At 40.3% G+C, this 24,132-nt stretch carries 21 protein-coding genes and 1 pseudogene; 19 read left to right on the top strand and 3 right to left on the bottom strand.

Annotation, left to right across the window (positions count from 1 at the left end; genetic code table 11):
* Positions 1–2: 2 nt before the first annotated feature.
* The 12 genes from M1G05_RS08835 (at position 3) to M1G05_RS08780 (ending at position 14,351) form a co-directional block, all read left to right on the top strand.
* Positions 3–407, top strand: a complete 405-nt coding sequence (locus M1G05_RS08835; protein WP_020903318.1) for a PTS sugar transporter subunit IIA — start codon at positions 3–5, stop codon at positions 405–407.
* A 204-nt stretch (positions 408–611) separates the two neighbouring features.
* Positions 612–1,778, top strand: coding sequence for an SIS domain-containing protein (locus M1G05_RS08830; protein WP_125416725.1), 1,167 nt, complete (start codon positions 612–614; stop codon positions 1,776–1,778).
* Positions 1,779–2,046: 268 nt separating this feature from the next.
* The gene (locus M1G05_RS08825) at positions 2,047–3,084 is read left to right on the top strand and encodes an aldose epimerase family protein (protein ID WP_247953574.1); all 1,038 of its coding nucleotides are present in this window, start codon (positions 2,047–2,049) and stop codon (positions 3,082–3,084) included.
* A gap of 135 nt (positions 3,085–3,219) precedes the next feature.
* The gene (locus M1G05_RS08820) at positions 3,220–4,416 is read left to right on the top strand and encodes a CAP domain-containing protein (protein ID WP_247953573.1); all 1,197 of its coding nucleotides are present in this window, start codon (positions 3,220–3,222) and stop codon (positions 4,414–4,416) included.
* Positions 4,417–4,797: 381 nt separating this feature from the next.
* Positions 4,798–4,983 carry a hypothetical protein gene (locus M1G05_RS08815; RefSeq protein ID WP_125443489.1) on the top strand — a complete coding sequence of 62 codons (186 nt, stop codon included), beginning with the start codon at positions 4,798–4,800 and terminating at the stop codon, positions 4,981–4,983.
* A gap of 51 nt (positions 4,984–5,034) precedes the next feature.
* Entirely contained in the window at positions 5,035–6,129 is a 1,095-nt protein-coding gene (locus M1G05_RS10075; RefSeq protein WP_247953572.1) for a glycosyltransferase, read from the top strand.
* Positions 6,130–6,198: 69 nt separating this feature from the next.
* Positions 6,199–6,903, top strand: a complete 705-nt coding sequence (locus M1G05_RS08805) for an acylneuraminate cytidylyltransferase family protein (protein ID WP_247953571.1) — start codon at positions 6,199–6,201, stop codon at positions 6,901–6,903.
* A complete protein-coding gene (locus M1G05_RS08800) occupies positions 6,900–7,778 on the top strand; it encodes a glycosyltransferase family 52 (protein ID WP_247953570.1) in 879 nt (292 codons plus the stop codon). The genes M1G05_RS08805 and M1G05_RS08800 overlap by 4 nt, the downstream gene beginning before the upstream one ends.
* A gap of 203 nt (positions 7,779–7,981) precedes the next feature.
* Complete coding sequence (locus tag M1G05_RS08795; RefSeq protein WP_247953569.1) at positions 7,982–9,301, top strand: glycosyltransferase; 1,320 nt, start codon at positions 7,982–7,984, stop codon at positions 9,299–9,301.
* A 161-nt stretch (positions 9,302–9,462) separates the two neighbouring features.
* Positions 9,463–12,570: a YSIRK-type signal peptide-containing protein gene (locus M1G05_RS08790; RefSeq protein ID WP_247953568.1), complete on the top strand. Its 3,108-nt coding sequence runs from the start codon at positions 9,463–9,465 to the stop codon at positions 12,568–12,570.
* A gap of 262 nt (positions 12,571–12,832) precedes the next feature.
* Positions 12,833–13,687 carry a VOC family protein gene (locus tag M1G05_RS08785; protein ID WP_247953567.1) on the top strand — a complete coding sequence of 285 codons (855 nt, stop codon included), beginning with the start codon at positions 12,833–12,835 and terminating at the stop codon, positions 13,685–13,687.
* Between the two features lie 106 nt (positions 13,688–13,793).
* On the top strand, positions 13,794–14,351 hold the full coding sequence (locus tag M1G05_RS08780) for a sugar O-acetyltransferase (RefSeq protein ID WP_247953566.1): 558 nt from the start codon (positions 13,794–13,796) through the stop codon (positions 14,349–14,351).
* Between the two features lie 151 nt (positions 14,352–14,502).
* Here the strand turns inward: M1G05_RS08780 and M1G05_RS08775 are convergent, their stop codons facing one another.
* Positions 14,503–15,186 (bottom strand): DUF4956 domain-containing protein, encoded by a 684-nt coding sequence (locus M1G05_RS08775; protein ID WP_247953565.1) that lies wholly within the window; start codon positions 15,184–15,186, stop codon positions 14,503–14,505.
* Positions 15,179–15,959, bottom strand: a pseudogene (locus M1G05_RS08770) (polyphosphate polymerase domain-containing protein). Before M1G05_RS08770 ends, M1G05_RS08775 begins: the two are co-directional and overlap by 8 nt.
* 228 nt (positions 15,960–16,187) lie before the next feature.
* Here M1G05_RS08770 and M1G05_RS08765 point away from each other — a divergent pair.
* Positions 16,188–17,426 (top strand): carbohydrate-binding domain-containing protein, encoded by a 1,239-nt coding sequence (locus tag M1G05_RS08765; protein WP_084925999.1) that lies wholly within the window; start codon positions 16,188–16,190, stop codon positions 17,424–17,426.
* A gap of 247 nt (positions 17,427–17,673) precedes the next feature.
* On the opposite strand, the gene M1G05_RS08760 is transcribed toward M1G05_RS08765, so the two are convergent.
* Positions 17,674–17,907, bottom strand: coding sequence for a hypothetical protein (locus M1G05_RS08760; RefSeq protein WP_049487693.1), 234 nt, complete (start codon positions 17,905–17,907; stop codon positions 17,674–17,676).
* A 613-nt stretch (positions 17,908–18,520) separates the two neighbouring features.
* Between M1G05_RS08760 and M1G05_RS08755 the strand changes: the two genes are divergently transcribed.
* The 6 genes from M1G05_RS08755 (at position 18,521) to M1G05_RS08730 (ending at position 24,113) form a co-directional block, all read left to right on the top strand.
* A complete protein-coding gene (locus tag M1G05_RS08755) occupies positions 18,521–19,237 on the top strand; it encodes an ABC transporter ATP-binding protein (RefSeq protein ID WP_000734673.1) in 717 nt (238 codons plus the stop codon).
* Position 19,238: 1 nt separating this feature from the next.
* Positions 19,239–20,321, top strand: a complete 1,083-nt coding sequence (locus M1G05_RS08750) for an ABC transporter permease (protein ID WP_247953564.1) — start codon at positions 19,239–19,241, stop codon at positions 20,319–20,321.
* Between the two features lie 39 nt (positions 20,322–20,360).
* On the top strand, positions 20,361–20,984 hold the full coding sequence (locus M1G05_RS08745) for a TetR/AcrR family transcriptional regulator (RefSeq protein WP_247953563.1): 624 nt from the start codon (positions 20,361–20,363) through the stop codon (positions 20,982–20,984).
* 272 nt (positions 20,985–21,256) lie between these two features.
* On the top strand, positions 21,257–22,021 hold the full coding sequence (locus M1G05_RS08740; protein WP_247953562.1) for a nucleoside phosphorylase: 765 nt from the start codon (positions 21,257–21,259) through the stop codon (positions 22,019–22,021).
* A 33-nt stretch (positions 22,022–22,054) separates the two neighbouring features.
* The gene (locus M1G05_RS08735; protein WP_247953561.1) at positions 22,055–23,434 is read left to right on the top strand and encodes a TrkH family potassium uptake protein; all 1,380 of its coding nucleotides are present in this window, start codon (positions 22,055–22,057) and stop codon (positions 23,432–23,434) included.
* A gap of 13 nt (positions 23,435–23,447) precedes the next feature.
* Positions 23,448–24,113, top strand: a complete 666-nt coding sequence (locus M1G05_RS08730; RefSeq protein ID WP_084930507.1) for a potassium channel family protein — start codon at positions 23,448–23,450, stop codon at positions 24,111–24,113.
* The last annotated feature ends 19 nt before the right edge of the window (positions 24,114–24,132 follow it).

Below are 24,132 nucleotides of genomic sequence, written 5' to 3'. Positions count from 1 at the left end.
TTATGGCTAAATCATTAATTTTGGTGAGTCATGGTCGCTTCTGTGAAGAACTTAAAGGTAGCACTGAAATGATTATGGGTCCACAAGACAATATTCATGCAGTGGCTCTTCTTCCAGAAGATGGCCCAGAAGAATTTACTGCAAAATTTGAAGCTGCTATTGAAGGATTAGATGATTTCCTAGTCTTTGCGGATCTTCTCGGTGGAACACCATGTAACGTGGTAAGCCGTTTGATTATGGAAGGTCGTGACATCGAACTTTACGCAGGGATGAATCTTCCAATGGTGATTGAATTTATCAATGCGAGCCTTACAGGCGCAGATGCGGACTATAAGAACCGTGCTGCAGAAAGTATTGTGAAAGTCAATGACCTGTTAGCGGGCTTCGATGATGACGAAGACGAATAATACTCTTCGAAAATCTCTTTAAACCATACTAGGGTCGCCTTGCCGTACTCAAGTACAGCCTGTGGCTAGTTTCCTAGTTTGCTCTTTGATTTTCATTGAGTATACGATGTGACAACGTGAAAATCGTTAGAGCATTTTATATAGAATATACATGGGAATGGGGCTTACTCCCATTCCCATATTTGATAGAAAAAGAGGAACTCAATGCTACATTATACAAAAGAAGACTTGCTCGAATTGGGTGCAGAAATCACGACACGTGAAATCTACCAACAGCCTGATGTATGGAAAGAAGCTTTTGAATCTTATCAAGCAAAGCGTGAAGAAATTACAGCCTTTTTACAAGGGATTGCTGATAAACATGACTATATCAAGGTTATCTTGACAGGTGCTGGGACTTCTGCTTATGTTGGAGATACCTTGGTACCTTACTTTAAGGAAGTCTATGACGAACGCAAATGGAATTTCAATGCTATTGCGACAACAGATATCGTTGCCAATCCAGAAACTTATTTGAAAAAAGATGTGGCAACTGTCCTTGTGTCTTTTGCTCGTAGTGGGAACTCGCCTGAAAGTGTGGCGACTGTTGATTTGGCAAAAGCCTTGGTGGATGAGCTTTATCAAGTGACTATTACGTGTGCGGCAGATGGTAAATTGGCTCTTCAAGCTCATGGCGATGACCGCAATCTTTTACTTTTGCAACCAGCTGCCTCTAATGATGCTGGCTTTGCCATGACTTCTAGCTTTACGTCTATGATGCTGACAGCTCTCTTGGTCTTTGATCCTACAGAATTTGCTGTTAAAGCTGAACGTTTTGAAGTTGTATCTAGTCTTGCCCGTAAAATTCTAGACAATGCAGAGGATGTCAAAGAACTTGTTGACCTAGACTTTAACCGTGTCATCTATCTAGGCGCTGGTCCTTTCTTCGGTCTTGCTCATGAAGCTCAGCTTAAGATTTTGGAACTGACTGCTGGTCAAGTTGCGACTATGTATGAAAGCCCAGTCGGCTTCCGTCACGGTCCAAAATCTCTTATCAACGAAGATACAGTTGTTTTGGTCTTTGGTACAACGACAGACTATACTCGTAAGTACGACCTAGACTTGGTTCGTGAAGTTGCTAGTGATCAGATTGCTCGTCGTGTTGTGCTTTTGAGTGATCAATCCTTTGGTCTTGAAAATGTCAAAGAAGTGGCCCTTGGTTGTGGTGGTGTCTTGAATGATATTTACCGTGTCTTCCCTTACATCGTTTATGCCCAACTCTTTGCCCTATTGACTTCACTCAAGGTAGAAAATAAACCAGATACACCGTCTCCTACAGGTACAGTAAACCGTGTGGTACAAGGTGTTATCATCCACGAATATCAAAAGTAATACTCTTAGAAAATCTCTTTAAACCATACTAGTGTAGCCTTGCCGTAGGTATATGTTACTGACTTCGTCAGTCTTATTTACAACCTCAAAGCAGTGCTTTGAGCAGTCTGCGGCTAGCTTCCTAGTTTGCTCTTTGATTTTCATTGAGTATAAGGCAATATTTATGAATTCTTGACAATAGGATTTGTAAACTATCAGATAAACCATAGATTGTCAATTCGCTTTCTATGGTTTGTTTGATTGAGAGAAATAGAAAAAGGAGAAGAGAATGAAAGCATACACAGAGCGTGTATTTGGAAATGTTGAGGGCAAGGATGTCTTGGTCTATCGCTTTGAGACGGACGGTGGCTACCAACTTGAGGTTATGACTTATGGTGCGACCATCTTGCGCTATGTCACACCTGACAAGGCTGGAAATTTTGCCAACGTTATATTGGCGTTTGATGATTTTGACAGCTATGTAGGCAATAGTCCCAAGCATGGAGCTAGCGTAGGTCCTGTGGCAGGCCGTATTGCAGGTGCGACCTTTGAGCTTAATGGCAAGAACTATGACCTTGAAGTTAACAATGCTAGCAACTGTAACCACAGTGGTTCAACTGGTTGGGATTCCAGCTTGTTTGAACTAGTTGAGGTGAGCGACCATGGCTTGACCCTCTACACAGAGCGTACAGATGGGACAGGAGGATTTCCTGGGAATCTCAAGATTTGGATCAGTTACCACTTGGAAGAAACTGGTGCCTATGAAATCAGCTACAAGGTAACGACCGATCAGGATACGCTGGTCAATCCAACCAACCACAGCTATTTCAACTTGTCTGGTGATTTCACGCAGACGATTGACCGCCATGTCTTCCAACTTAACACAGAGGGCATTTACCCAATTGCTCCCGACGGTGTTCCTGCCAAAACTCCAGATGCTACTCGTGATGTGGTTAAACACATCTATAATGGTGCCTTGTTGAAGGATATCTTTGCAGAAGAAGATGAGCAAATCCAGCTGGTATCAGGTTTGGATCACCCATTTGCCCTTCCTGCAGGCCATGACAATGCTGGATTCCTTTATGACCAAAATTCAGGTCGCTTCCTGCTTTTCAAGACAGAAGCTCCTTGCTTTGTAGTCTACACAGCAAACTTTGTGGATGAAAGTGTCATCATAGGAGGTCAGCCCATGGTACAGCACAATGGGATTGCCCTTGAAGCGCAAGCTTTACCAGATGCCATTCACAGTGACCTCAAAGGCCAAGTCATTCTTAAAGCCGGTCAAACCTTTACAAGTAAGACACGTTATGAGCTTGTTGTGAAATAAAAGGATAGGAATTTCTACTTTTTGGGGAATAGTATTTACCTTATAACATTAGTAGAAATGGGCAAAGAATAGGAAAATATGATATAATTTAATATTGAAAATACCTGTCCTATCTAAAGGATAAAAGGAGAAAAAATGAAGAAAATTGTATTTGCTAGTGCCTTGGCTTTGACTTTAGGTGGAGCAGTTTTGACAAATGATGTTTTTGCAAATGACAGATTGGTGGCAACACAATCTGCTGATGGTAGAAATGAAAATGTCTTGAGCTCAGAAGTGCTAAATCCTTCTAATGGCAATGTTTTGGTTGGGATTAAGGGAGAATTTTTAACCCCAAATAAACAAACTATTTTGGATGCGATTAATAAGATTCGTAAGGAAGCAGCTGATGAAGGTTTGGTAGATAAGTATGTCCCTATCAAATGGTCTACTGATCTTGAGAAAACTGCTTTTGTACGAGCTACTGAGGTGTCAGTAACTCTGAAACCTGAGCGTCTTTCTACGAAAGAAATCTGGACTGCTTTTCCATCTAGTAATAGTATAAGAGGAGAAGCTTTAGATGTGAACTATGAAGGTTTTCTAAAAGCAATTGAAAACTGGCATGCTGAGAAGGCGAATTATGTAGCGAAAAAGAAGGGTGAAACATCTAAAGAATTTACAGGTTATTATGAGGCTTTGATCAATTCTAAATTTACATATGTGGGGCTCGCGGCCTTTAGAAATTCAGCTAGTTCTCAGAAAGTAGCAACGATTTCTCTAGCTTTAGGTGATGATGCTTCTTCAGAGGAATTGGCTGGTGGATATGGTCCTGCTATTCAGTATACAGAAGTGACCTCCTCAAACCTTTCAACAGTTAAAAGTAAAGCAGTCGTTGTAGAAAAAGCGCTGAAAGAATTTAGAACTTCTAGTTCAGACCAATCTGGTTGGGTGCAATCTAATGGAAAATGGTATTTCTATGAGTCTGGTGATCTGAAGACAGGCTGGGTGAAAACGGATGGTAAATGGTACTACTTGGATGACCTAGGTGTCATGCAAACTGGATTTGTAAAAGTAGATGGTAGCTGGTATTACTTGAGTAGCTCAGGTGCTATGTTTACAGGCTGGGGTACAGACGGAAATAGATGGTTCTACTTTGATGGCTCAGGAGCTATGAAGACAGGCTGGTACAAGGAAAATGGTACTTGGTATTATCTTGACGAAGCAGGTATCATGAAGACAGGTTGGTTTAAAGTTGGACCGCACTGGTACTATGCCTACGATTCTGGAGCTTTGGCTGTGAGCACAACAACACCAGACGGTTATAAAGTAAATGGAAATGGTGAATGGGTAAACTAGGCAACTAATGAACAAATAGTCTGTTTCAATAGCTTTTTACAACAAAGTTGCAAAATTATATAACCTTAAAATGGGGAAGGCTAGTTTACCTTCTCCATTTTCTTGAAAGTTGTAAACAAAAAATCTACAATGCCTATCTACGTAGCACAGATGATTTCAGAGAATCGATTTATAAATAATCAGAAAACTCCCCCAAGCTATCCTGTCTAAACCAGTCTATCTTGCAGATGGTCAGTCTTTGTGATAGAATAGCATAAAGTCCTTTTGAGGGGGAACTTGCTAGGAAATCCCCAAGCATTGTAACGGATGAACCACCCTCGCCTTTTTGTGAGGGTGTTTTTTCCTTTGTAAGCAGAAAATAAGAGAGAAAGAGTGTATAGCATGTCGAGAATTGTCACTATTCATCCAGTCAAGGAAATCCATCGCTATGGTTTTGAGAGTACCCAAGTCTATCGATCGCGTATCGCACGACATCTAGGCTTAGACTACGTCCACCTCATGTCAAGTCCCCAGCTACGACCTGATTGGAAGAAAGATTTAATCAAGTTAGGATTTTTAGAAAAATAACTGATTTGCGTCCCTCATAGTTTTTCAGATATAGGCCATGCAGATTTATCAGTGAAACCAGAAAGTTTAACGCTAGCAGATGGAGATCAGGTTGAACTCAATGAAGACGGTTTTGTGGCCTCAGTTACCCTAGGAGATGGCTCGGGCAGATATTACTATACCAAGGGGCCCTTCTTGTTTGAAGATTTCAAGGAAAAGGAACTTCGTTGGTATCATGAAAATGGAGAATTGGCTCTGGAAGGACGCTTTATCGATCCCTTTAAAGACCCCTCTCCTGTAACCATCTTTTATCCAGAGTATATCTACCGCATAGGAGGAGAAATCCGTTCTGAAGAGGACTTGTTGGTTAAATTCCTAGCCAGATGGGCAAAACAAACTGACCTCTTCATCCGTGACCAACAAATCGTTCCCAAACCCAGCCTCTGGCGTTACATGGAAAACACGGACAAAAATTACTATGAAGTCGTCCATGAAAATGTCATGCGAGACTTACGCCTCGCCAATCTGCGCAAGGCAAACAAATATCTAGTCGCCAGTGAAGTGTTGACTGATACTTTGGCGAAACAAGGGTATGACACCAAGTTTTTACCACCAATGTTTACAGAAAAATTGGGTCAGCTAAGAAAAATCGGACCTGTTTTGGACTATTGCCTAGTGGGTCATATGAGAGAAGGCAAGAACGTTGAACTTGTCATTGAAGCCTTTATCGAACTCTATAAACGTGGTTCTAAGGCCAAGATTACCTTTTATGGCGGCTCAGAGGAACGTCTAGCAGAATTACAGAATCAATATGATCTTCCGCCAACCATTCACTTTAAAGGTATCGTTAACGAAGTGCCTTATCATCTCCACCAATGCTATCTGTCTGCAAGTTACACAGAGTTATTTGCTAATGCCTGTGTTGAAGCCTTGAATCAAGGTTTGTTAGCCTTATTATCGGATGTGGATATCGCTCATCGTTTCTATGCTAGCCAGTCCAATGCTATCAACTTGTTTAAAACTAAATCAGAGTTGATTCAAAAGATAGAAGAGATGGAGCAGCCTGATTTTCATCTATTAAATGAAAAAAATCTAGCTTTAGCCTCTCGCTATTCTCTGGAAAAAGTAGCTCAAATATATAGAGAACTATTAGATAGGAACTTCTAGGATGTTGTAAGTTGATCAATCTAGCTTTTCTTACTAGTCCAATACAATAGAAAACTAAAGGAAGACTATATGAAAGCAAAATCTAAACCCATAGCCGTCATTTTGATTCGTTCGGGTTCACGCGGCTTAGTAGATAAAAATATCAAACCGCTTGCAGGCAAACCCTTGGTTTTCTATACCATAGAAGTCGCTCTAGCCTCCAAGCTATTTAGTGACATCTGGGTATCCTCAGACTCACTGGTCTATCTAGAACTCTGTCGACAAGCCTATCCAGAGATTCGTTGTGTCCACAGACCAAAAGAATTGGCATTGGCAACAACCTCTAGCTTAGAAACCTTACGCGACTTTTTACAGCCCTTTGAGGAAGAGCAGGTCTTTGTGAATCTACAGGTGACTTCACCTCTTAGAGAGGTAGAGCACCTCATCGAATCCTATCAGCTCTACTGTCAGTCTGGTGCCGACCATTTGATTTCCTGTGTTAAGGCGGACAAGAGTCGTAGTCTTTTCTTGCAGCTAGGGGAGTCAGCTTTTATCCGTCCACCTCAGGTTTCCAAGCACTATGCTCGGCAGAAAGAGCCTGTCTATTACTATCCTAACGGTAGTATCTGGATTTCTCGCAAGGACCTTTACCTACGAGATGAGACCTTTTACACGGATAAGACAGTAGCCTATGAAATGCCCAAACTCTATTCTTATGATATCGACGATGCCTTGGACTTTGAAGTCGTTGAGACCTTGTTGAAACATCACCACCTAGGAGAATCAAAGAGATGAAACACCTCATCATTGCCACAACGCCCTTGCAGGCCAAGATTGCCCAGCATATCAAAGGACTCTATCCTGATCAGGACTTCGTCAGTCTTTATATCAGTCCTGTCAAAAATGCCCGACAGGAGCATTATGCCAAGGATTTTAATCATGTTTATTATCCTCAGGATGCAGAGGCCTTGGCTCATATTTGTCAGGAGCTTGCCGGCGACTATGACACCATCTTTTATGCTAGCTTTGACAATAGCTTGATTCTGGACTTGGTTGCTAGTTCAAACTACCAACACCTCATGAGTTTCGATGATGGTTATGCGGATATTTACCCTTTGGGAATGTATGCCCTCCCTCTTCAACCTAGTCAGGTAGGGCCTTTGGGCTTGACCAGAGATGACTTGATTGAGCGGACGGAAAAACACTACACCCTCTATCGCAGTGACTACCATGTCGTAGCTAGAGAAAAGCTAGTCTATCTGGAGCATTTTTTTGACCTGCCCCAAGCACCCGTCTCAAATGGCAAGACAGTCAAGGTTCTGCTGGGGCAAAAGTTCTCTGAAGAGGACGATCAAATTTCCATCCGCTTTATCAGCACCTATGCCAAGGCCTTGGCCATTGACCTCTATCTACCCCATCCCAAGGAAACCTTCACTATCCCTGATGTGACCTACTTGGAGACGGAGCTGATCTTTGAAGATGTCCTAGCCCAACTCTTTCAAGAATACGAGTTCGTTCATGTCTATCATTTTACTTCATCAGTCAGCCTGCACCTTAAAGACCTGCCCCATGTGACCATCACAGGCATTTCCCTCCCCTACTATGAGGACCGTCAAAAAGAATTGCGACGCTTGGGTTGTCAGTTTGAAAGGGTTTCACTTGGCTGGTAGCATAAATATATATATATATTAGGAAATGTAAATCCATGCACTAGCTTGGATTTTTTATTGGGGTATTAAGTAGATGTTAAGTATATTGATAGAATCTAGTAAAAGTATGATTCATATGATATAATTCAGATTAGTAAATCTTTCTGACAAACAAGTACAGATAAATGAGTCGCAAAGGTTACCGTATATGATAGGAGATTGTTATGACTAAAATGGTTACAATACATCCAGGGCTCTGGCAAAGAGAGGTTAGAAAATATGGATTTGAATCATCCCAATTATCCAGAAAGAAAATTGCAGATTATTTAGGTTGGGGACATCTATATATTTTAACCCATCCTCAAGTTCGACCCGATTGGAAGGCAGGCTATGAACAAATAGGCTTCCAAAGGGATGAATTAGTGAGTGTAAGCCATTATCAATCAGATATTGGTCATGATGAATTAAGTGTATACCCTTCTGATATGATTGATAGGTATCCTAATGGAAAAATGACTGTGATTAATGGATTTGTGGCTAGCATTGAATTAGAAGACGAAACCCTATATTTTACTTCAGGATTATATTTAAAGAAAAATAAAAAAGAAGAACTGGAATGGTTAAATCGAGATGGTTCGACAGCGATGCGGGCACGGTACTATAAGCCAAGAGAAGAACCAAGTCCCATTTATATGATGGAGGACAATTATTTATATTATAAAGATGGAGAATGGTTAACCTATGAAGACTTATTGATTCAGGTATTAATCAGTCTTACAGATAAGAAAGACATCTTAATTCGAGATCAACATAACGTGGTGACTCCCAAATTATGGCGCTTTGTAGAAAATACAAACCGTCTCTATTGGGAATATATCCATGATAATGTATTGCTAAATCCAGCTCATAATCTAAGAAGAAAAACTAGATATTTAGTAGCGTCAGAAGTATTAACATCAATCTTGCAAGATTTAGGGTATCACGCACAATTTATGCCACCGATTTTTGCACCTCAAGTTTCCTCAGTAGTATTACAAAGAAGAAAGCCTAGTTCCTATTGTTATGTAGGGAATATGAGTAAGGTAAAAAGGGTAGAATGGATTATAGAAGCCTTTAGGAAGTTAGAACAAGAAGACCTACCTGTAGAGGTATTCTTATATGGTGGAGATATTGACAAATTGAAGAAAGAGTATCCGACTTTGCCATCTACCATTCATGTTGTTGGATATGTAGATGAGGTACCTTATTGGGAACATGATGGCTATATTTCAACTTCCCAAAAGGAATTATTTGCCAATGCCTGCGTTGAAGCCATGAGTTTTGGATTGATTCCCTTGCTTTCTAATGTTGAAATTGCTCATCAATATTATGCATCTAAGAACTCAGATATTTGCTTATATGATACACCAGAGGATTTAGCGCATCTTATCAAGTGTTTATATGAGACTGATAAAGAAATCGAGCTAGAAAATACAAGTAAGTTTGTGAATCGCTATTCAAAAGAACAAGTTTCTAAGAGATATTTATCACTCATGAACGCCTAAAAATGAAATAGATAATGAGATTTTATTGGATATCTTATTATCTATTTTTTTTAATTTCCTTTATGTATAATTGTTTGATAAAGGAAACTAAGAGTGATATACTAGTATAGTTAGTATAATTTTTTATAATGAGTAGAAAGAAATAAAAGGGAAAAGACCTTATGAAAAAAGATACAATTCAAAAATATTCATTACGTAAATATAAAGGAATTGGTGCAGCGTCTGTTTTATTAGGGATGATGGTTGTTGGAGCTAGTCCGGTATTGGCTGAAGAAACTACAAATACAGCTAATGAAACTACAGTAACACCTGCAAAAGATAATGTGAAAATGGAAACATTGAGTAATGGTGTGGGTAGTTATACAATGCCGAAAATGCATGTGTTTGATGGTTTGAATTATCATGCAACGGGGACAGAAGATGGATATGAAAGAAATCATCGCGAGAATGAAGGTAGAGCCAAATATAATTTAGACAGAGTTGAAAAGGAAACTATAAAAAAACAAGGAGAAGATAACTTTAAGGATTCAAAAATTTCTTATGTCACAAAAGAAGGCGAAGTGCTGAAAGAAGAATCTGATGTAGAAATTCCTGTTGGTGATAAACACCTTTCTAGTACTACTATGGATTATAAAATTCGTGGACTTTTTGGCAAACGTTATGAAGGAAATGTAGCAAATTTAACTAATGATGTTTTAAGTAAAATCAAAGAAGCTGATAAAGTTTTAGAAAAGAACGGAGAAAAATATCATAAGATTGATACAGAAGTAGATAAACATGAGGGGACTACTAAGGAAACAACTTTCAATGATATTACAGTACATGCAAATCCTGGAAACTTGCATAATGAAGATGGAAGTATTCGCTATAACAATATTAAAGAAGGTAGTCGAGTTTGGTTAGTTTCTGAAACTGATGAAGGAAAATATGGGAAGTATGTTTTAGCCACAAAACCAACTACAGCCAATGATTCTTGGGCTGTTGAAACATTTAAACAAGGTGAAAATGATGCTAAAGATTTTACAAAAGAAAATATAACAACTGATGGTGGAATTAAGGAAGGAGATACTATATTAGTTGTTGAAAAAAATGAGGTAGCATTAAAAGAATCTGTTTCTACAGCAACGGAACAAGAAGCGTATACGGCGGGTGCATTTTTTAATGAGAAAGCATTAGAGGAAGGCTTAAATAATCTTTTAGATGAGAGATTAAGAGATTTAAAAGACGAAGATGTCACTAACTCTGAAAAAGAAAAGACATGGGAAGAAATCTATAAGGTTACATTAACAAATAAAAATGCAGTAGATAATAAGAATCGTCCTACTTATTCTGTACATCAGGAGTTTAATGGTTATATAAGAGAAAACGGAAAGTTTGTAAAATATAACGATGTGACAGAATATATAACTAAGCTAAAAGAAATGTTTGGCGAAAAAGAAATTACAGTAGGATGGAAAAATTCTCGAGATAAAGTAGAACCAAAATTTGTTGGAAATATTGAAGAGTTTAAAGACACTGCTAACTACGAGAGTGAAAAAGCAAATGTCACGAAGTTTAAAGAGGCTCATAAAGCAATTCAGTATGTCGACCAAGTTCCAACAAATGCAAATTTTGTAAAAAATGTGTTTGAAGTAAATGTAGATTTTAAACTAGGAGATAAGAGTACAGATTCTTATTATCCTAGTGAAGATGATGATTCTAATCAACCAGAAAAAACTTATTTAGCTTATAGATTTGGCTATTTTGGTTCGAAATATTATAGTGAAGATACTAGATATCAATATGGATTAGGCCAATTATATAAAGAATATGAAAAAGATGGAGTTCGATATAGAATTGCCGCACCTACGAAATATGAACAACATGCGTCAATATCTGAGCCTATTTATAGTGAAATTCATTATTACGACTTATACCAACCAACCCGTGCTTACCATATTAGTGATCAACTAACTAATGTTAAAAACATCTACGCTAAGGAAGAAACAGAAACTACTGAGAGTAAAGGTAGTGTCATTGTTAAGTATGAATTAGCGGATGGAACTTCTATTAAAGAAAGTACAGATGTTGTTAAAGATGCAGTGATATCTTCTACAGAAACTAAATATTACTTAAATAAGGATAATCAAAAAGTAGTAGTAGGAACACCAACGACAACAAACAAAGAGGTTTCATATGATGCTACAACGGTAAAACTACAAGAAATCACCAAAGATGGTAAAAAATATAAACTAGTAGGACTGAAAACTGGCTCTCCGGCTGAGACAGGAAAAGTTGCATCAGGAACTACTGAAATTACCTATGTTTACAAATTAGCTACAGCTGGAAATATCTTCGAAAAATACATGATTGAAGGAACGAATACCGAAATAGCGATGGAGAAACAGTTAACGAAAGAAGCATCCATTGGAGATTCTTACACTTCAATTTCTCCAGAAGCATATACGGTCATCAAAAAGGACGGAAAAAGCTATATTTACAAAGGACATCGTGCTACATCAGCGCCTGAAATAGGTACAGTTGATGAAAATGAAAAAACAGTTATTTATGACTTTTTAGAATACTTTAGTGAAAAAGGTGAACCAGAAGTACAGCCGGAATTACCAGAAGGAATTGTAAGTGAGAAGGGTGAACCAGAAGTACGACCAGAATTACCAGAGGGAGTTGTAAGTGAGAAGGGAGAACCGGAAGTACGACCAGAATTACCAGAAGGTATTGTGAGTGAGAAGGGTGAACCGGAAGTACGACCAGAATTGCCAGAAGGAGTTGTAAGTGAGAAAGGTGAACCAGCGATTCATCCTGTAGCTCCATTATTGATTACTCGTCATATTATTATTGGATCAAATGAAGAACTTATTCCAATTCAAATTGGTAAATTGGCTCCTAAATCTGATATCATATCGAAAAATGGTAAGAAATATCGATATACAATGACCCATGAAAAAGATGGCATTATTACCCATTTATATACGGAGGTAATAGGTGATGATGTAACGAAACCACAGAATCAAGAATACCTTCAGTCAAATCCTGTTAAGATTGATGAACCTACAAAACAAGAAGGTTCTCATCAAGATGAAGCGGTTGCCCAAGAAGAGGACAAGTCATCTCAGGGGCAACACTCAGAATCTGGGGAAGAGTTACCTCAAACAGGACAAGCTGAACTTCCAAACACTGGTACAGAAGACAATGCTCGCCTAGCAGCACTTGGACTTTTTGGAGTATTGAGCGGATTTGGAATTGTTGCTCGCAAGAAAAAAGAAGACTAATTCTAATTAGATTTTCTGACAAGAAAAAGGAGTAGGATATCATATCCGCTCCTTTTCTTTTTGGGTTGAGATGAGAGTCATCTTAGAGTTGGTAAAAATTTTCAATGGTTTGATTGTCAATTCTCTGTAGATTTTCTCGTTCTAATCCCATATAGACAAGATTACAGAATCATAATCTATAAGTTGTCTGGCTTGACTTTCTTGATGGAAATTATATAATAGTTGTAACTAAAAGAATTACAACGAGAAAAGAGAACCATTTATGACCTATGAATACAAAAGCCATATTTATTTGGCAGAGGCAGTTTTAAATGTAAAGAACTTGGCCAGTCAAAGAGCCTTTTATCAGCAAGTGCTTGGTTTAGAAATCTTATCTCAAATTGAGACAGAGGTCGTTCTGGGACTTGGAGGAAAAGCCTTGGTACACTTGATTAAAGCACAAGAGAACGGTGAAGTAAGGGAACATTCTGGCCTTTACCATCTGGCTATTCTCTTGCCGACACGCAAGGCTTTGGCTGATGCCTTGAAACACCTGACAGATTTACAGATTCCTCTTGTCGGCGGCGCAGACCATGGTTACAGTGAGGCTCTTTATTTGGAGGATTTGGAGGGAAATGGCATTGAACTCTATCGAGATAAGCCAGTTTCCACGTGGGATATTCGAGAAGATGGACGCATTATCGGAGTGACAGAGGCCCTTGCGGCGCAGGACATTTATGAGTTGGGGGAAAGAGTAGAGCCCTTTATCCTAGCAGAAGGTACGAGAATGGGGCATATTCATCTTTCCGTCAAGGATAGTCGAAAGTCCAGCCAGTTTTATCAAAATGTGTTAGGGTTAAAGGATAAATTCAGTGTGCCTAGCGCTAGTTGGATTGCAGCTGGGGACTACCATCATCATTTAGCAGTCAATGAATGGGGAGGAAAAGGCCTAGCTCCGCGTAAGCAAGGCTTGCCAGGTTTGGCTTATTATGTTATCGAAGTCGCACATAAAGAAGAACTGTTAACGATTGCCCAGCGAGCACAAGAAGTTGATGCACCAATCAAATGGCTGACATCGAGCCAGTTGGAAATCACAGACCCAGATGGAATCGTGACCCGTATTCGTTTAGCAAGATAGACAGGCTGTGATGAAAATCAGAGCATAAACTGTAGAAAGCACCCCTTATCCTAGTCAGATATGTAGAAAATTTGATATGATAGTAGGGAACAAGGAGAAGAATACAATGACCAGTGAATACCAGAAAATGATAGCGGGAGAGGTTTACCGTCCATCGGACCCAGAATTGCGGGCCTTGGCTCAGGCTTCTCGCCAAAAACAGTCTGCCTTTAACAAGGAAGAAGATCCCTTGAAGGGAGTCGAAATCATCAAGGCTTGGTTCGGCTCGACTGGACAAAATATCTTTGTCAGGCCACGCCTGGTGGTTGATTATGGGGTCAATATTCATCTAGGGGAAAATTTTTATTCTAATTGGAACTTGACCATGCTGGATGTTTGCCCTATTCGCATTGGAGACAATGCTATGATTGGTCCCAACTGTCAGTTCTTGACTCCCCTCCATCCATTGGACCCGCAGGAACGTAATTCAGGTGTGGAATACGGAAAGCCCATTACCATCGGTGACAATTTCTGGGCTGGAGGTGGTGTCATTGTCCTTCCTGGAGTGACACTTGGAAATAATGTCGTTGCTGGAGCAGGGGCTGTAATCACTAAGTCATTTGGCGACAACGTTGTCCTAGCTGGAAATCCTGCGCGCGTGATTAAGGAGATACCTGTTAAATAAAGAGATTGGTAAAAAAGTTTTTAAGATAAGAAAAGCGCATCATATCAGGTGTTTAAAAAACGTTGATATGATGCCTTTTATCATAAATTAGATTAACTTTTTTTCAATTGAGTGTTTACCTAGCTTTTTGATAGGTTTCACGCTAGAAGTTTTACAAATTCTTTCTGTTCTTAGCATTTTTGGTCAGGGAAACCTGGTAAGTATCCTGTTCTTTAGTGAGATAATTGATGATTTGAAAATCGTCTGTTTGAGCCTTGAAATCCATTTCATAGACAGTGGTGACTTGTTCTCCATCATTGCTAGTATCAATCGAGATGAGGTCTAACTCAGTACAGAATTGTGATAGTCCAGATTGGATAGTTTGAAGTTGATTTTCTTGGTTCGCAATTGTGATGGTCAATAGCCTGCGACGTTGGTGATTGCTCTTGCTTTGTTGCTTCTCTAAAAGAAGCCATACCGCTAAGATAAAGACAGTGAAGAGAATAGCTAGAGCTAGGTAGCCTGTCCCTGCTGCTAGCCCGATAATCATGGCAAGGAAGATAGCAATTAGTTCCCGTGAACCACTGGTAGCTGAACGAAAACGAATGAGGCTAAAAGTTCCTGCAACGGCGATAGAGGTTCCTAGGCTGCCATTTACCAGAAAGATGACCAAGGTCATCAAGCAGGGGAGTAGGGTCAAACTGACAGCGAATTCTCGTGTATAGAGAGTACGGTGTTTGTAAGCCCAGGTCAGCGCCAAACCTAAAATCAGGCTGACCAAGAGAGCCAGAAAGAGCTGGATAGGATTTGCAGTGGCAGTTGTGTCGTTGAAGATAGAATTAAAAAGATTAGACATAAGTAGTACCTACACTTTCTGTGCTTGGTCGTGGGCTATAGTCCAGCCCTTGAGACTTGTGGTAGGCGCAGCTGTATTTTGAAAATTTCTGCTCTACCAGTCCATATTGGTCGAGAATATCTTGTAGCCATTGGGGTTTTCTACCTGGAGCTTTAATTTCCATGATGACAATGTCCTCGTTTAGTAGAGGGAAACCGTCCTTTCCTGAGAATAAACTGACATTATCATCACGATAGGTTAGATTTTGGTCAATGGTGATACGAATTTTATTGTAGGGAAAACCGATAATTTCTTTCTTTCTTTTCCTTGAGAGAAAAACGGTCATAGTATATATACATACGAGGGATAATGGCTTGCTGATATTCCTCTTGGAGTTGCTGGATTTTTTCAATCATCATTCGATCCTTGATACTGCTATCCAGCTGTCCCTTGGTCATAAACTGGGTGATAGACTGGGGAGTCGATAAGAGACGATGTTTTCGTCCGACACCAGCTCTGTCCTTAGATTTGATTTCTAAAAATACCTGACTATCAGGCTGGACTTGACTGAGATAGGTTCGCATCCGAATCTTTTCTTTGCGCTTAGTACCTTGGCCATCCTCCTGAATCATATCAAATTGCTCTGTATCAAAGTAGATGTTGGAAATGGTCGAAGTTGGATAATCATCCTCTACGAGGTATATTTTTAAGTCCTCTATTAAATTAGCCAAGTCACCCTTGGCAACGACATATTTGGTTTCGATTCGTTTAAAGCTTGTTTCAATTGGTTTCATAAATCCTGTCTCCTTTATCAAACTATTTTAGTACGCTATCTTATTAGCAGATAGGTGTGTCTGGGCAAGTTGAACTTGCTTGTGATTAGTCTATGGAATTTTCCTAAAACTTTTGTTAAAGATAACTTAACTGAAACTGAACTTAAGAAAATTTTCAGAAAAAGTTTAGATTTTTTTCAGACTTCCCCTGTAAACTAAGCTCAAGCTAAATGAAGGTGAGGAAAAAGTATGAAATCAAAAAAATGGACCCTAATCTTAACCAGTTTAACAGCTCTGACTTTGATGACAGCTTGTGGGCAGTCAACGACCAAGTCAAGTACAACTGCAGCGGCAGATACCACTGCCATCTCAACTTCAGCTACAAACAGTCAATCTTCTTATTTTACAGAAAAGGACTATGATACTTCTTATGATGAAAGTACAGCTTCTAAGATTGAGTTATCTGGCTCATCAGCAAACGTCTCTGGAGATGGGGTGACAGTCTCTGGATCAACAGTGACCATCACAAAATCTGGGACCTATGTGATTTCAGGTCAGTCTGACGGAGTGCAGATCAAGGTCGAGGCAGATAAGTCGGCAGATGTTCATCTAGTCCTAAAAGGTGCGACCATTACCAATACCAATGCAGCAATTTCAGCGACATCAGCCGGTCATGTCTACCTGACTCTGGCGGAGGGAACTACCAACAGTCTCTCTGACTCAAGCTCTAATAGTGATGACAAGGCAAATGCAGCTCTCTTTTCTAAGGTGGATTTGACCATCAATGGCTCAGGTACCCTTACTGTCGATGGCAAGAAGAACAACGGAATCAAGGCCAACGACACCCTCCACATCACGGGTGGAACCTATAACATCATAGCAGTTGGCGATGCCTTTAATGTTAATGATGAACTCAATATCACTGGTACGACCATGACCATCGATGCCAAGGAAGATGGTGTCAAAGTTGACAATGATGAGGATATGACTGTCGGCAATATGTATTTGGCTAACAATACCATAACAGTCACAGCAGGAGATGACGGTATTCACGCTTCTGGTAACCTAGTGATTGACAGCGGTACTTACACCGTCAAGAATTCGACTGAAGGAATTGAAGGGAAAGCCATTACGATTAATGGTGGTGATATCAATGTCTACGCGACAGATGATGGGGTCAATGCAGCTAATAAAAATGCTCAGCAAAGCGATATTTACTTTACCATGACAGGTGGTAATCTAACTGTAGAAGTCGGTCAAGGGGACACAGATCCGATTGACTCAAATGGCAATATCACGGTCACAGGTGGAACCATTAAAATGATTGGTCAATCAGGCTTTGACTTTGATGGAACAGCGACCTATACAGGTGGAGATATCTATCTCAACGGCGAAAAACAAACTGATATTGTGAACTCTATGCCTGGAGGCGGTGGACCTGGTGAGGGACCTCAAGGCGGCGGTCCAGCCCCTGGCGGACAAGGATAAACAAAAAAGGATAGCATTGCTAAGAGCAATGTTATCCTTTTTGTATCGTAGATTCATATGTTGCGAGTGGTTTTATAATCGTAGCTTTCAAAGGCTAAATTGTTCAGTCACCCGTTTTTGTTTACTTGAATTTCTTGAATTTTAAGAAGGTATTGAGTAGTTTTCCCTTAAATGTTTTGTTTTGGTAGGCGATTGTGAGGGAATTGAAAAATTCAACTGCTAGGTGTTCTTGGTGACCGAGCTCCATCTAGCTTGGGGTTGCTTCTGGGGAAAAGACGCCTAATTTGATGCGGAGTCCACCTTTTTTCATCTTGAACTGATGCATACCATACATCTTGATATCAAGGCTTGTATCGGACATGAGAGTAGCAGTATCACCTGCCATAGAAATTTTTGTATCGACATCCGGAACGCCTGTTTTTTCAGTATCTAGACTGATAAAGATTTTTTGATAAGTTGGTTGACCGTACTCTCCAATCAACTCCTCACTTCCTGTCCACCGTGAACTCCAGCAAATACAAAATGTTCAGGGTGAATTTTAAAAGGAAGTGCTTGGTCACCCATTTTATTTAGTCCTTGGTTGAAGGCGAAGAAATCTCTCAAAGTAAATCCATCCACGTAAGCAGCTTGTAGGTTACGTCCCTTAACCGAATTCTTAGAAAGCCATGCCGCATTTGGTCTGATTCTGCTAGACGGTCAGCGTAGAGTTCGAGGATTTTTTGACTTCCAAGGGCTAATTTGGTTTCAATTAGGTCTTGAAAATTTCTTAGTCTGTTTCATATAAAAATGAGTAAAATGAATTCCCATTACCAAGGTCATTAGAGTTGCGATAGCAATGACGATGGTTGGATTAGCCGAGAAAAGTAGAGGGAAAATAGGCCTTTAAAAAGTGGACAGAAAAGACCATTTCGGAGTATAGAGAGGAAGTTCAAAAACATTTTTAGAAATAAGACATGTGCATTATAAACATCAGATACGAATCTGGTGCTTTATTTTTTAAAGAATTTCAACTTTTTTCTTGACAAGTGAGTAAACACTCACTATAATAGGTCTATATTCAGTAAGTGAGTAAACACTCACCTAGGAGGAAGCATATGAAAAAATTGCTACATTTACAAGATTTGGATAAGTCTTTTTGTCGTCAAATGGTTTTGAATCATGTCAGCTTTGAATTGCAGCCGGGAGAAATTATAGGCTTAATAGGTCCGTCTGGTGCTGGTAAATCGACTATGATTAAGACTATGTTAGGGATGGAAAAAGCTGACGGAGGGGTTGCTTTGGTATTGGATCATACTATGCCCAATCGTCATATTTTAGGAGATATTGGTTATATGGCCCAGTCAGATGCCTTATATGAGGCTTTGTCAGGTCAAGAAAATCTGGAATTTTTTGGTCAGCTAAAAGGGCTATCCAAAAGAGATCTGACAGCTGAAATTGCCCATGTGGCTCAAGTTGTGGATCTGGCAGAGCATTTGAATAAAACGGTATCCGGTTATTCTGGAGGAATGAAGCGACGCTTGTCTTTAGCCATCGCGCTTCTGGGGAATCCTCAGCTCTTGATTTTGGACGAACCGACAGTTGGAATCGACCCTTCTCTTCGGAAGAAAATCTGGAAAGAATTATTCGCGCTTCGAGACAATGGGGTTGGGATATTAGTTACTACCCATGTTATGGATGAAGCAGAGTTAACGGATAAGGTCGGCTTATTATTAGGTGGAAAAATCATTGCTTTTGATACACCGCAACACTTAAAAGAAAGTTATCAAGTTTCAAGTATTGAAGAAGTATTTTTGAAAGCAGAAGGAGAGTAAGATGAGAACCATTGCTATTGCTAAAAAAGTTATCAAAGAATTGCTTCGTGACAAACGAACCTTGGCTATGATGTTTGTAGCGCCGGTATTTATTATGTGGCTGATGAACCTCATGTTTTCAGCTAGTACAACCGTGAATGTCAAGTTAGCGACACAAGATCTACCAACTGGTTTGATAACGAAAATGGATGAGCTTGATCATGTGGACATCGATACTTATCAAGACTTAGATCAGGCTAAAGAAGCGCTAGCAAATGAAAAAGTCGATGCTGTGATTTCTTATAAAGACGGTGAGTATCAGGTCGACTACGCAAATACAGATGCCTCCAAGACATCTATGATACGACAAGTGTTACGAACAAGTATCGCCAGTGAAGGCACCGATCAGTTACTATCTCGTGTCAAACAAGCTTTTCCACAATTGAAATTAGATGCAAAGGCGCCTGAAATCAAAGAATCTTACCAATATGGAGATAAAAATACTGGATTCTTTGCACGTATGATTCCAATTTTAATTGGCTTTGTGGTCTTCTTCTTTGTCTTTTTGATTTCTGGTATGGCACTTTTGAAAGAGCGCACAAGTGGAACCTTGGATCGCTTGTTAGCAACCCCAGTGAAACGTTCTGAAATCGTCTATGGCTATATGTTGTCTTACGGTATTATTGCGATTTTTCAAACGGCAGTTGTCGTCTTAGCAGCAATTTGGCTACTAGATGTAGAAGTTGTAGGAAATATTTTAAATGTTATAATAGTTAATGTGGTACTGGCTCTTGTAGCACTAGCTTTTGGAATTCTCTTGTCTACTCTAGCAAAATCAGAATTCCAAATGATGCAATTTATTCCTCTCGTGATTATGCCTCAACTCTTTTTCTCAGGGATTATTCCATTGTCATCCATGGGAGAATGGGCTCCAACTGTGGGGAAATTTTTGCCATTAACCTATTCTGGTGATGCAATAAGCCAGATTATTCTTTACGGACACAATCTTGGTGATATTTTGCCAAATCTTGGTGTTTTAATGATTTTCTTGATCATTTTAACAATTCTCAATATTGTTGGATTGCGTCGTTATCGTAAAGTTTAGAAATCAACATAAATAATGCTAAAAAGGTGTGAAGATTAGATGGATAAGACTGTTTTTGAATCGTTTGAAGATTACTTAGAAAAAGCGAATTACCCTCAAGGAAAGAAAAAAATCATGCAGGCAGCAGTGGATCTCATATCAACTAGGAGTTACCATGGGACCTCAACTCTTCACATAGCTGAGCGTGCTGGACTAAGCCAGGCAACTTTGTTTAAGTATTTTAAGACGAAGGATGATCTACTGACGGCTATTTTACATCCTGTAGTCCCAGGCATTTTCGGTAGTTTTGTTGAGGAACTCTTAGCTTTTGAAACGACAGAAGAGAGGGTTCGTTATCTCGTCCACGATCGTATGAGCTATCTCAAAAAAAATCGTGCTTTGATGAAAATCATTCTGCAGGAGAGTTTTTCAAATAAGAAACTAAAAAATGAACAGATTTTTATCTGGAATGCTATTCAAGATAAACTTCGAGTGCTTCATAAAGAATTGCTAGCAGATCCACGTGTAAATCCAGAGTTAACGATTCCTCAAATGGTTCGTATTTGTGTTGGTCCATTGTTGGCTTACTTCGCTCAACTTTATATCGTTAGCGACAACGGAGAAATAAAGGAAGAGGACCTAGACTTATTAGAAAAACAGATTTTAGGTGGTTTGTGGAAATAAGGGAGTTCTAGAAGAGCTAAGATTTATTTACTTGACTTTCAAACAAGCTAAAAAAGACATGTTCTGCTTATTTCAGATTCATGTCTTTTTTGTTGTTGGATTTTGTATTCTTCATAAGTCCTCAATCGCTTTGCCAAAACAGAAACCGACTTCTCCAGCGGTGCAACGATTTCTCAAGTGTATGGAAGAGGAGATTTCTGGCTTGCTAAAGAGAATTCCTTGACACTCTGTCAGCTTTTGATACAATAGTACAAAATCAGAGGAGGTAGGTTATGATTCAGAAACATGCGATTCCTATTTTAGAGTTCGATGATAATCCTCAGGCGGTCATCATGCCTAATCACGAGGGGCTGGACTTGCACTTGCCCAAGAAGTGTGTCTATGCTTTTTTAGAAGAGGAGATTGACCGCTATGCGAGGGAAGTAGGATCGGACTGTGTCGGCGAATTTGTTTCTGCCACCAAGACCTATCCAGTTTATGTCATCAATTACAAGGGCGAGGAACTTTGTTTGGCTCAGGCTCCTGTTGGTTCAGCTCCAGCAGCCCAGTTTATGGATTGGTTGATTGGCTATGGTGTGGAGCAGATTATTTCCACTGGAACCTGTGGTGTGCTGGCTGATATAGAAGAAAATGCCTTTCTAGTTCCTGTTCGCGCTCTGCGAGATGAAGGAGCTAGTTATCACTATGTGGCACCTTCTCGTTATATAGAAATGCAGCCAGAGGCTATTGCTGCTATTGAGCGAGTGTTGGAAGCCAGAGGGATTCCCTATGAAGAAGTCATGACCTGGACGACAGACGGTTTTTACCGAGAAACGGCTGAAAAGGTGGCTTATCGCAAGGAAGAAGGCTGTGCTGTTGTGGAGATGGAGTGTTCTGCGCTTGCGGCAGTAGCCCAACTGCGTGGGGTTCTCTGGGGAGAATTGTTGTTCACAGCTGATTCCTTAGCAGACTTGGACCAGTACGATAGTCGTGACTGGGGTTCAGAAGCTTTCGAGAAGGCCTTGGAACTCTGCCTTGAGATTGCCTTTCAGATCTAGCTACTCTTCTTCTTTTTATGGTACAATGGATGTATGTTATTCAAATTATTTGTGAAAAAACTTGAAAGGGTCTTTGGCGGACTTTCGCCTGCTCGTCGCATTTTTTTAAGTTTCGCTGGAGTTATTTTTATAGGTTCTCTTCTTTTGAGTTTGCCTTTTGTTCAGGCAAGTGGTTCTCAGGCCACTTATTTTGACCATCTTTTTACGACGGTGTCCATGGTCTGTGTGACTGGCCTTTTTACGCAACCAGTGGCTACTACCTATAATGTCTGGGGGCAGTTGATCTGTATGCTCTTGATACAGATCGGTGGTCTGGGACTCATGACTTTTATCGGGGTCTTTTATATTCAGGGGAAGCAAAAGCTCAGTCTTCGCAGTCGTGAAACCATTCAGGAGAGCTTCAGTTACGGGGAGGCTCGGTCGCTGAAGGCCTTTATGCGCTCCATCTTTTTGACGACTTTTCTAGTGGAGGGCTTGGGTGCCTTTCTACTAAGTTTCCGTTTTATTCCTGAGTTCGGCTGGGGACGAGGCATTTTCACCTCTATCTTTTTAGCAATTTCAGCCTTTTGTAATGCTGGTTTTGATAATTTCGGCAGTAGCAGTTTAGTGGCTTTTCAGACGGATCCCTTAATCAATCTGGTTATTGCTGGCTTGATTATCACAGGTGGTCTTGGCTTTATGGTCTGGTTTGACTTGGCAACCCAGTTTGACAAGAAGAAAAAACGCCGTCTGCGTTTCCACACCAAACTAGTCCTCTTCTTGACTGCAGGGATTTTGCTGTTTGGGACAGTATCCACACTCTTTACGGAGTGGCACAATCCAGGAACCATTGGCAATCTCAGTGTGCCAGAGAAAGTGCTGGTCAGCTTTTTCCAAACCGTCAGCATGAGAACGGCCGGTTTTGCTTCTATTGACTATACTCAAGCTCGACCTGTGACCTTGTTTATCTATATCCTACAGATGTTTCTGGGTGGAGCGCCTGGAGGGACGGCTGGGGGGCTCAAGATTACGACTTTCTTTGTCTTGTTGGTCTTTGCGCGTAGTGAATTGCTGGGCTTGCCTCATGCCAATGTTGCGCAGAGAACCATTGAGGCTCGAACAGTCCAAAAATCCTTTAGTGTCTTCATTATCTTTTTGATGACCTTCTTGTTGGGCTTGGTGTTGTTGGGAATTACGGCAGAAGGAACACCGCGATTTATCTACCTCATGTTTGAGACCATTTCAGCCCTTGCGACAGTTGGGGTGACGGCAAATCTGACACCAGAATTGGGCAAGCTAGCTCTCAGCATTGTCATGGTGCTCATGTTTATTGGCCGTATCGGTCCCTTGACCTTGCTGGTTAGTCTAGCTGACTACCAGCCTGATAAGAAAGATTTGATTCAGTATATGAAAGCAGATATTAGTATTGGATAAGAAAGGAAGAATGATGTCAGATCGTACGATTGGAATTTTAGGTTTGGGGATTTTCGGGAGTAGTGTCCTGACGGCCCTAGCCAAGCAAAATATGAATATTATTGCCATTGACGACCACGCCGAGCGTATCAATCAATTTGAGCCAGTTTTGGCGCGTGGAGTTGTGGGTGATATTACAGATGAGGAACTCCTCAGAACTGCAGGAATTGATACATGTGATACGGTTGTAGTGGCAACAGGGGAAAATCTGGAGTCGAGTGTGCTTGCAGTTATGCATTGTAAGAGCTTGGGAGTACCAAGGGTTATTGCCAAGGTCAAAAGCCAGACAGCTAAGAAGGTGCTAGAAAAAATCGGTGCTGACTCGGTGATTTCACCTGAGTATGAAATGGGGCAGTCTCTAGCGCAGACCATTCTCTTTCATAACAATGTTGATGTCTTTCAGCTGGATAAAAATGTGTCTATCGTAGAGATGAAAATTCCTAGTGTCTGGGCAGGTCAAAGCCTGAGTCAGCTAGACCTACGTGGCAAATACAATCTCAATGTCCTAGGATTTCGTGAACAAGAAAATTCACCACTGGATGTCCAGTTTGGACCTACTGACCTCTTGAAGGCAGATGCCTATATCTTGGCGGTTATTAACAACCAGTATCTAGATGACTTGGCAGAATTAAATTCGTAAGGAGGGAGCACCCCTCTTT

The sequence above is a fragment of the Streptococcus mitis genome (assembly GCF_023109515.1).
GTDB classification, from domain to species: Bacteria; Bacillota; Bacilli; order Lactobacillales; family Streptococcaceae; genus Streptococcus; species Streptococcus mitis_CS.
Note: the sequence above shows the minus strand (reverse complement) of the source record. Positions and strands in the feature narration are given on the sequence as shown.

Coding starts and splice junctions, on each gene's coding strand:
- M1G05_RS08795 (WP_247953569.1), top strand. CDS start 7,982: ATGACTAAAATGGTTACAATACATCCAGGGCTCTGGCAAAGAGAGGTT.
- M1G05_RS08800 (WP_247953570.1), top strand. CDS start 6,900: ATGAAACACCTCATCATTGCCACAACGCCCTTGCAGGCCAAGATTGCC.
- M1G05_RS08750 (WP_247953564.1), top strand. CDS start 19,239: ATGAGAACCATTGCTATTGCTAAAAAAGTTATCAAAGAATTGCTTCGT.
- M1G05_RS08745 (WP_247953563.1), top strand. CDS start 20,361: ATGGATAAGACTGTTTTTGAATCGTTTGAAGATTACTTAGAAAAAGCG.
- M1G05_RS08820 (WP_247953573.1), top strand. CDS start 3,220: ATGAAGAAAATTGTATTTGCTAGTGCCTTGGCTTTGACTTTAGGTGGA.
- M1G05_RS08755 (WP_000734673.1), top strand. CDS start 18,521: ATGAAAAAATTGCTACATTTACAAGATTTGGATAAGTCTTTTTGTCGT.
- M1G05_RS08805 (WP_247953571.1), top strand. CDS start 6,199: ATGAAAGCAAAATCTAAACCCATAGCCGTCATTTTGATTCGTTCGGGT.
- M1G05_RS08765 (WP_084925999.1), top strand. CDS start 16,188: ATGAAATCAAAAAAATGGACCCTAATCTTAACCAGTTTAACAGCTCTG.
- M1G05_RS08835 (WP_020903318.1), top strand. CDS start 3: ATGGCTAAATCATTAATTTTGGTGAGTCATGGTCGCTTCTGTGAAGAA.
- M1G05_RS08775 (WP_247953565.1), bottom strand. CDS start 15,186: ATGTCTAATCTTTTTAATTCTATCTTCAACGACACAACTGCCACTGCA.
- M1G05_RS08740 (WP_247953562.1), top strand. CDS start 21,257: ATGATTCAGAAACATGCGATTCCTATTTTAGAGTTCGATGATAATCCT.
- M1G05_RS08815 (WP_125443489.1), top strand. CDS start 4,798: ATGTCGAGAATTGTCACTATTCATCCAGTCAAGGAAATCCATCGCTAT.
- M1G05_RS08735 (WP_247953561.1), top strand. CDS start 22,055: ATGTTATTCAAATTATTTGTGAAAAAACTTGAAAGGGTCTTTGGCGGA.
- M1G05_RS08785 (WP_247953567.1), top strand. CDS start 12,833: ATGACCTATGAATACAAAAGCCATATTTATTTGGCAGAGGCAGTTTTA.
- M1G05_RS08825 (WP_247953574.1), top strand. CDS start 2,047: ATGAAAGCATACACAGAGCGTGTATTTGGAAATGTTGAGGGCAAGGAT.
- M1G05_RS08830 (WP_125416725.1), top strand. CDS start 612: ATGCTACATTATACAAAAGAAGACTTGCTCGAATTGGGTGCAGAAATC.
- M1G05_RS08780 (WP_247953566.1), top strand. CDS start 13,794: ATGACCAGTGAATACCAGAAAATGATAGCGGGAGAGGTTTACCGTCCA.
- M1G05_RS08790 (WP_247953568.1), top strand. CDS start 9,463: ATGAAAAAAGATACAATTCAAAAATATTCATTACGTAAATATAAAGGA.
- M1G05_RS08730 (WP_084930507.1), top strand. CDS start 23,448: ATGTCAGATCGTACGATTGGAATTTTAGGTTTGGGGATTTTCGGGAGT.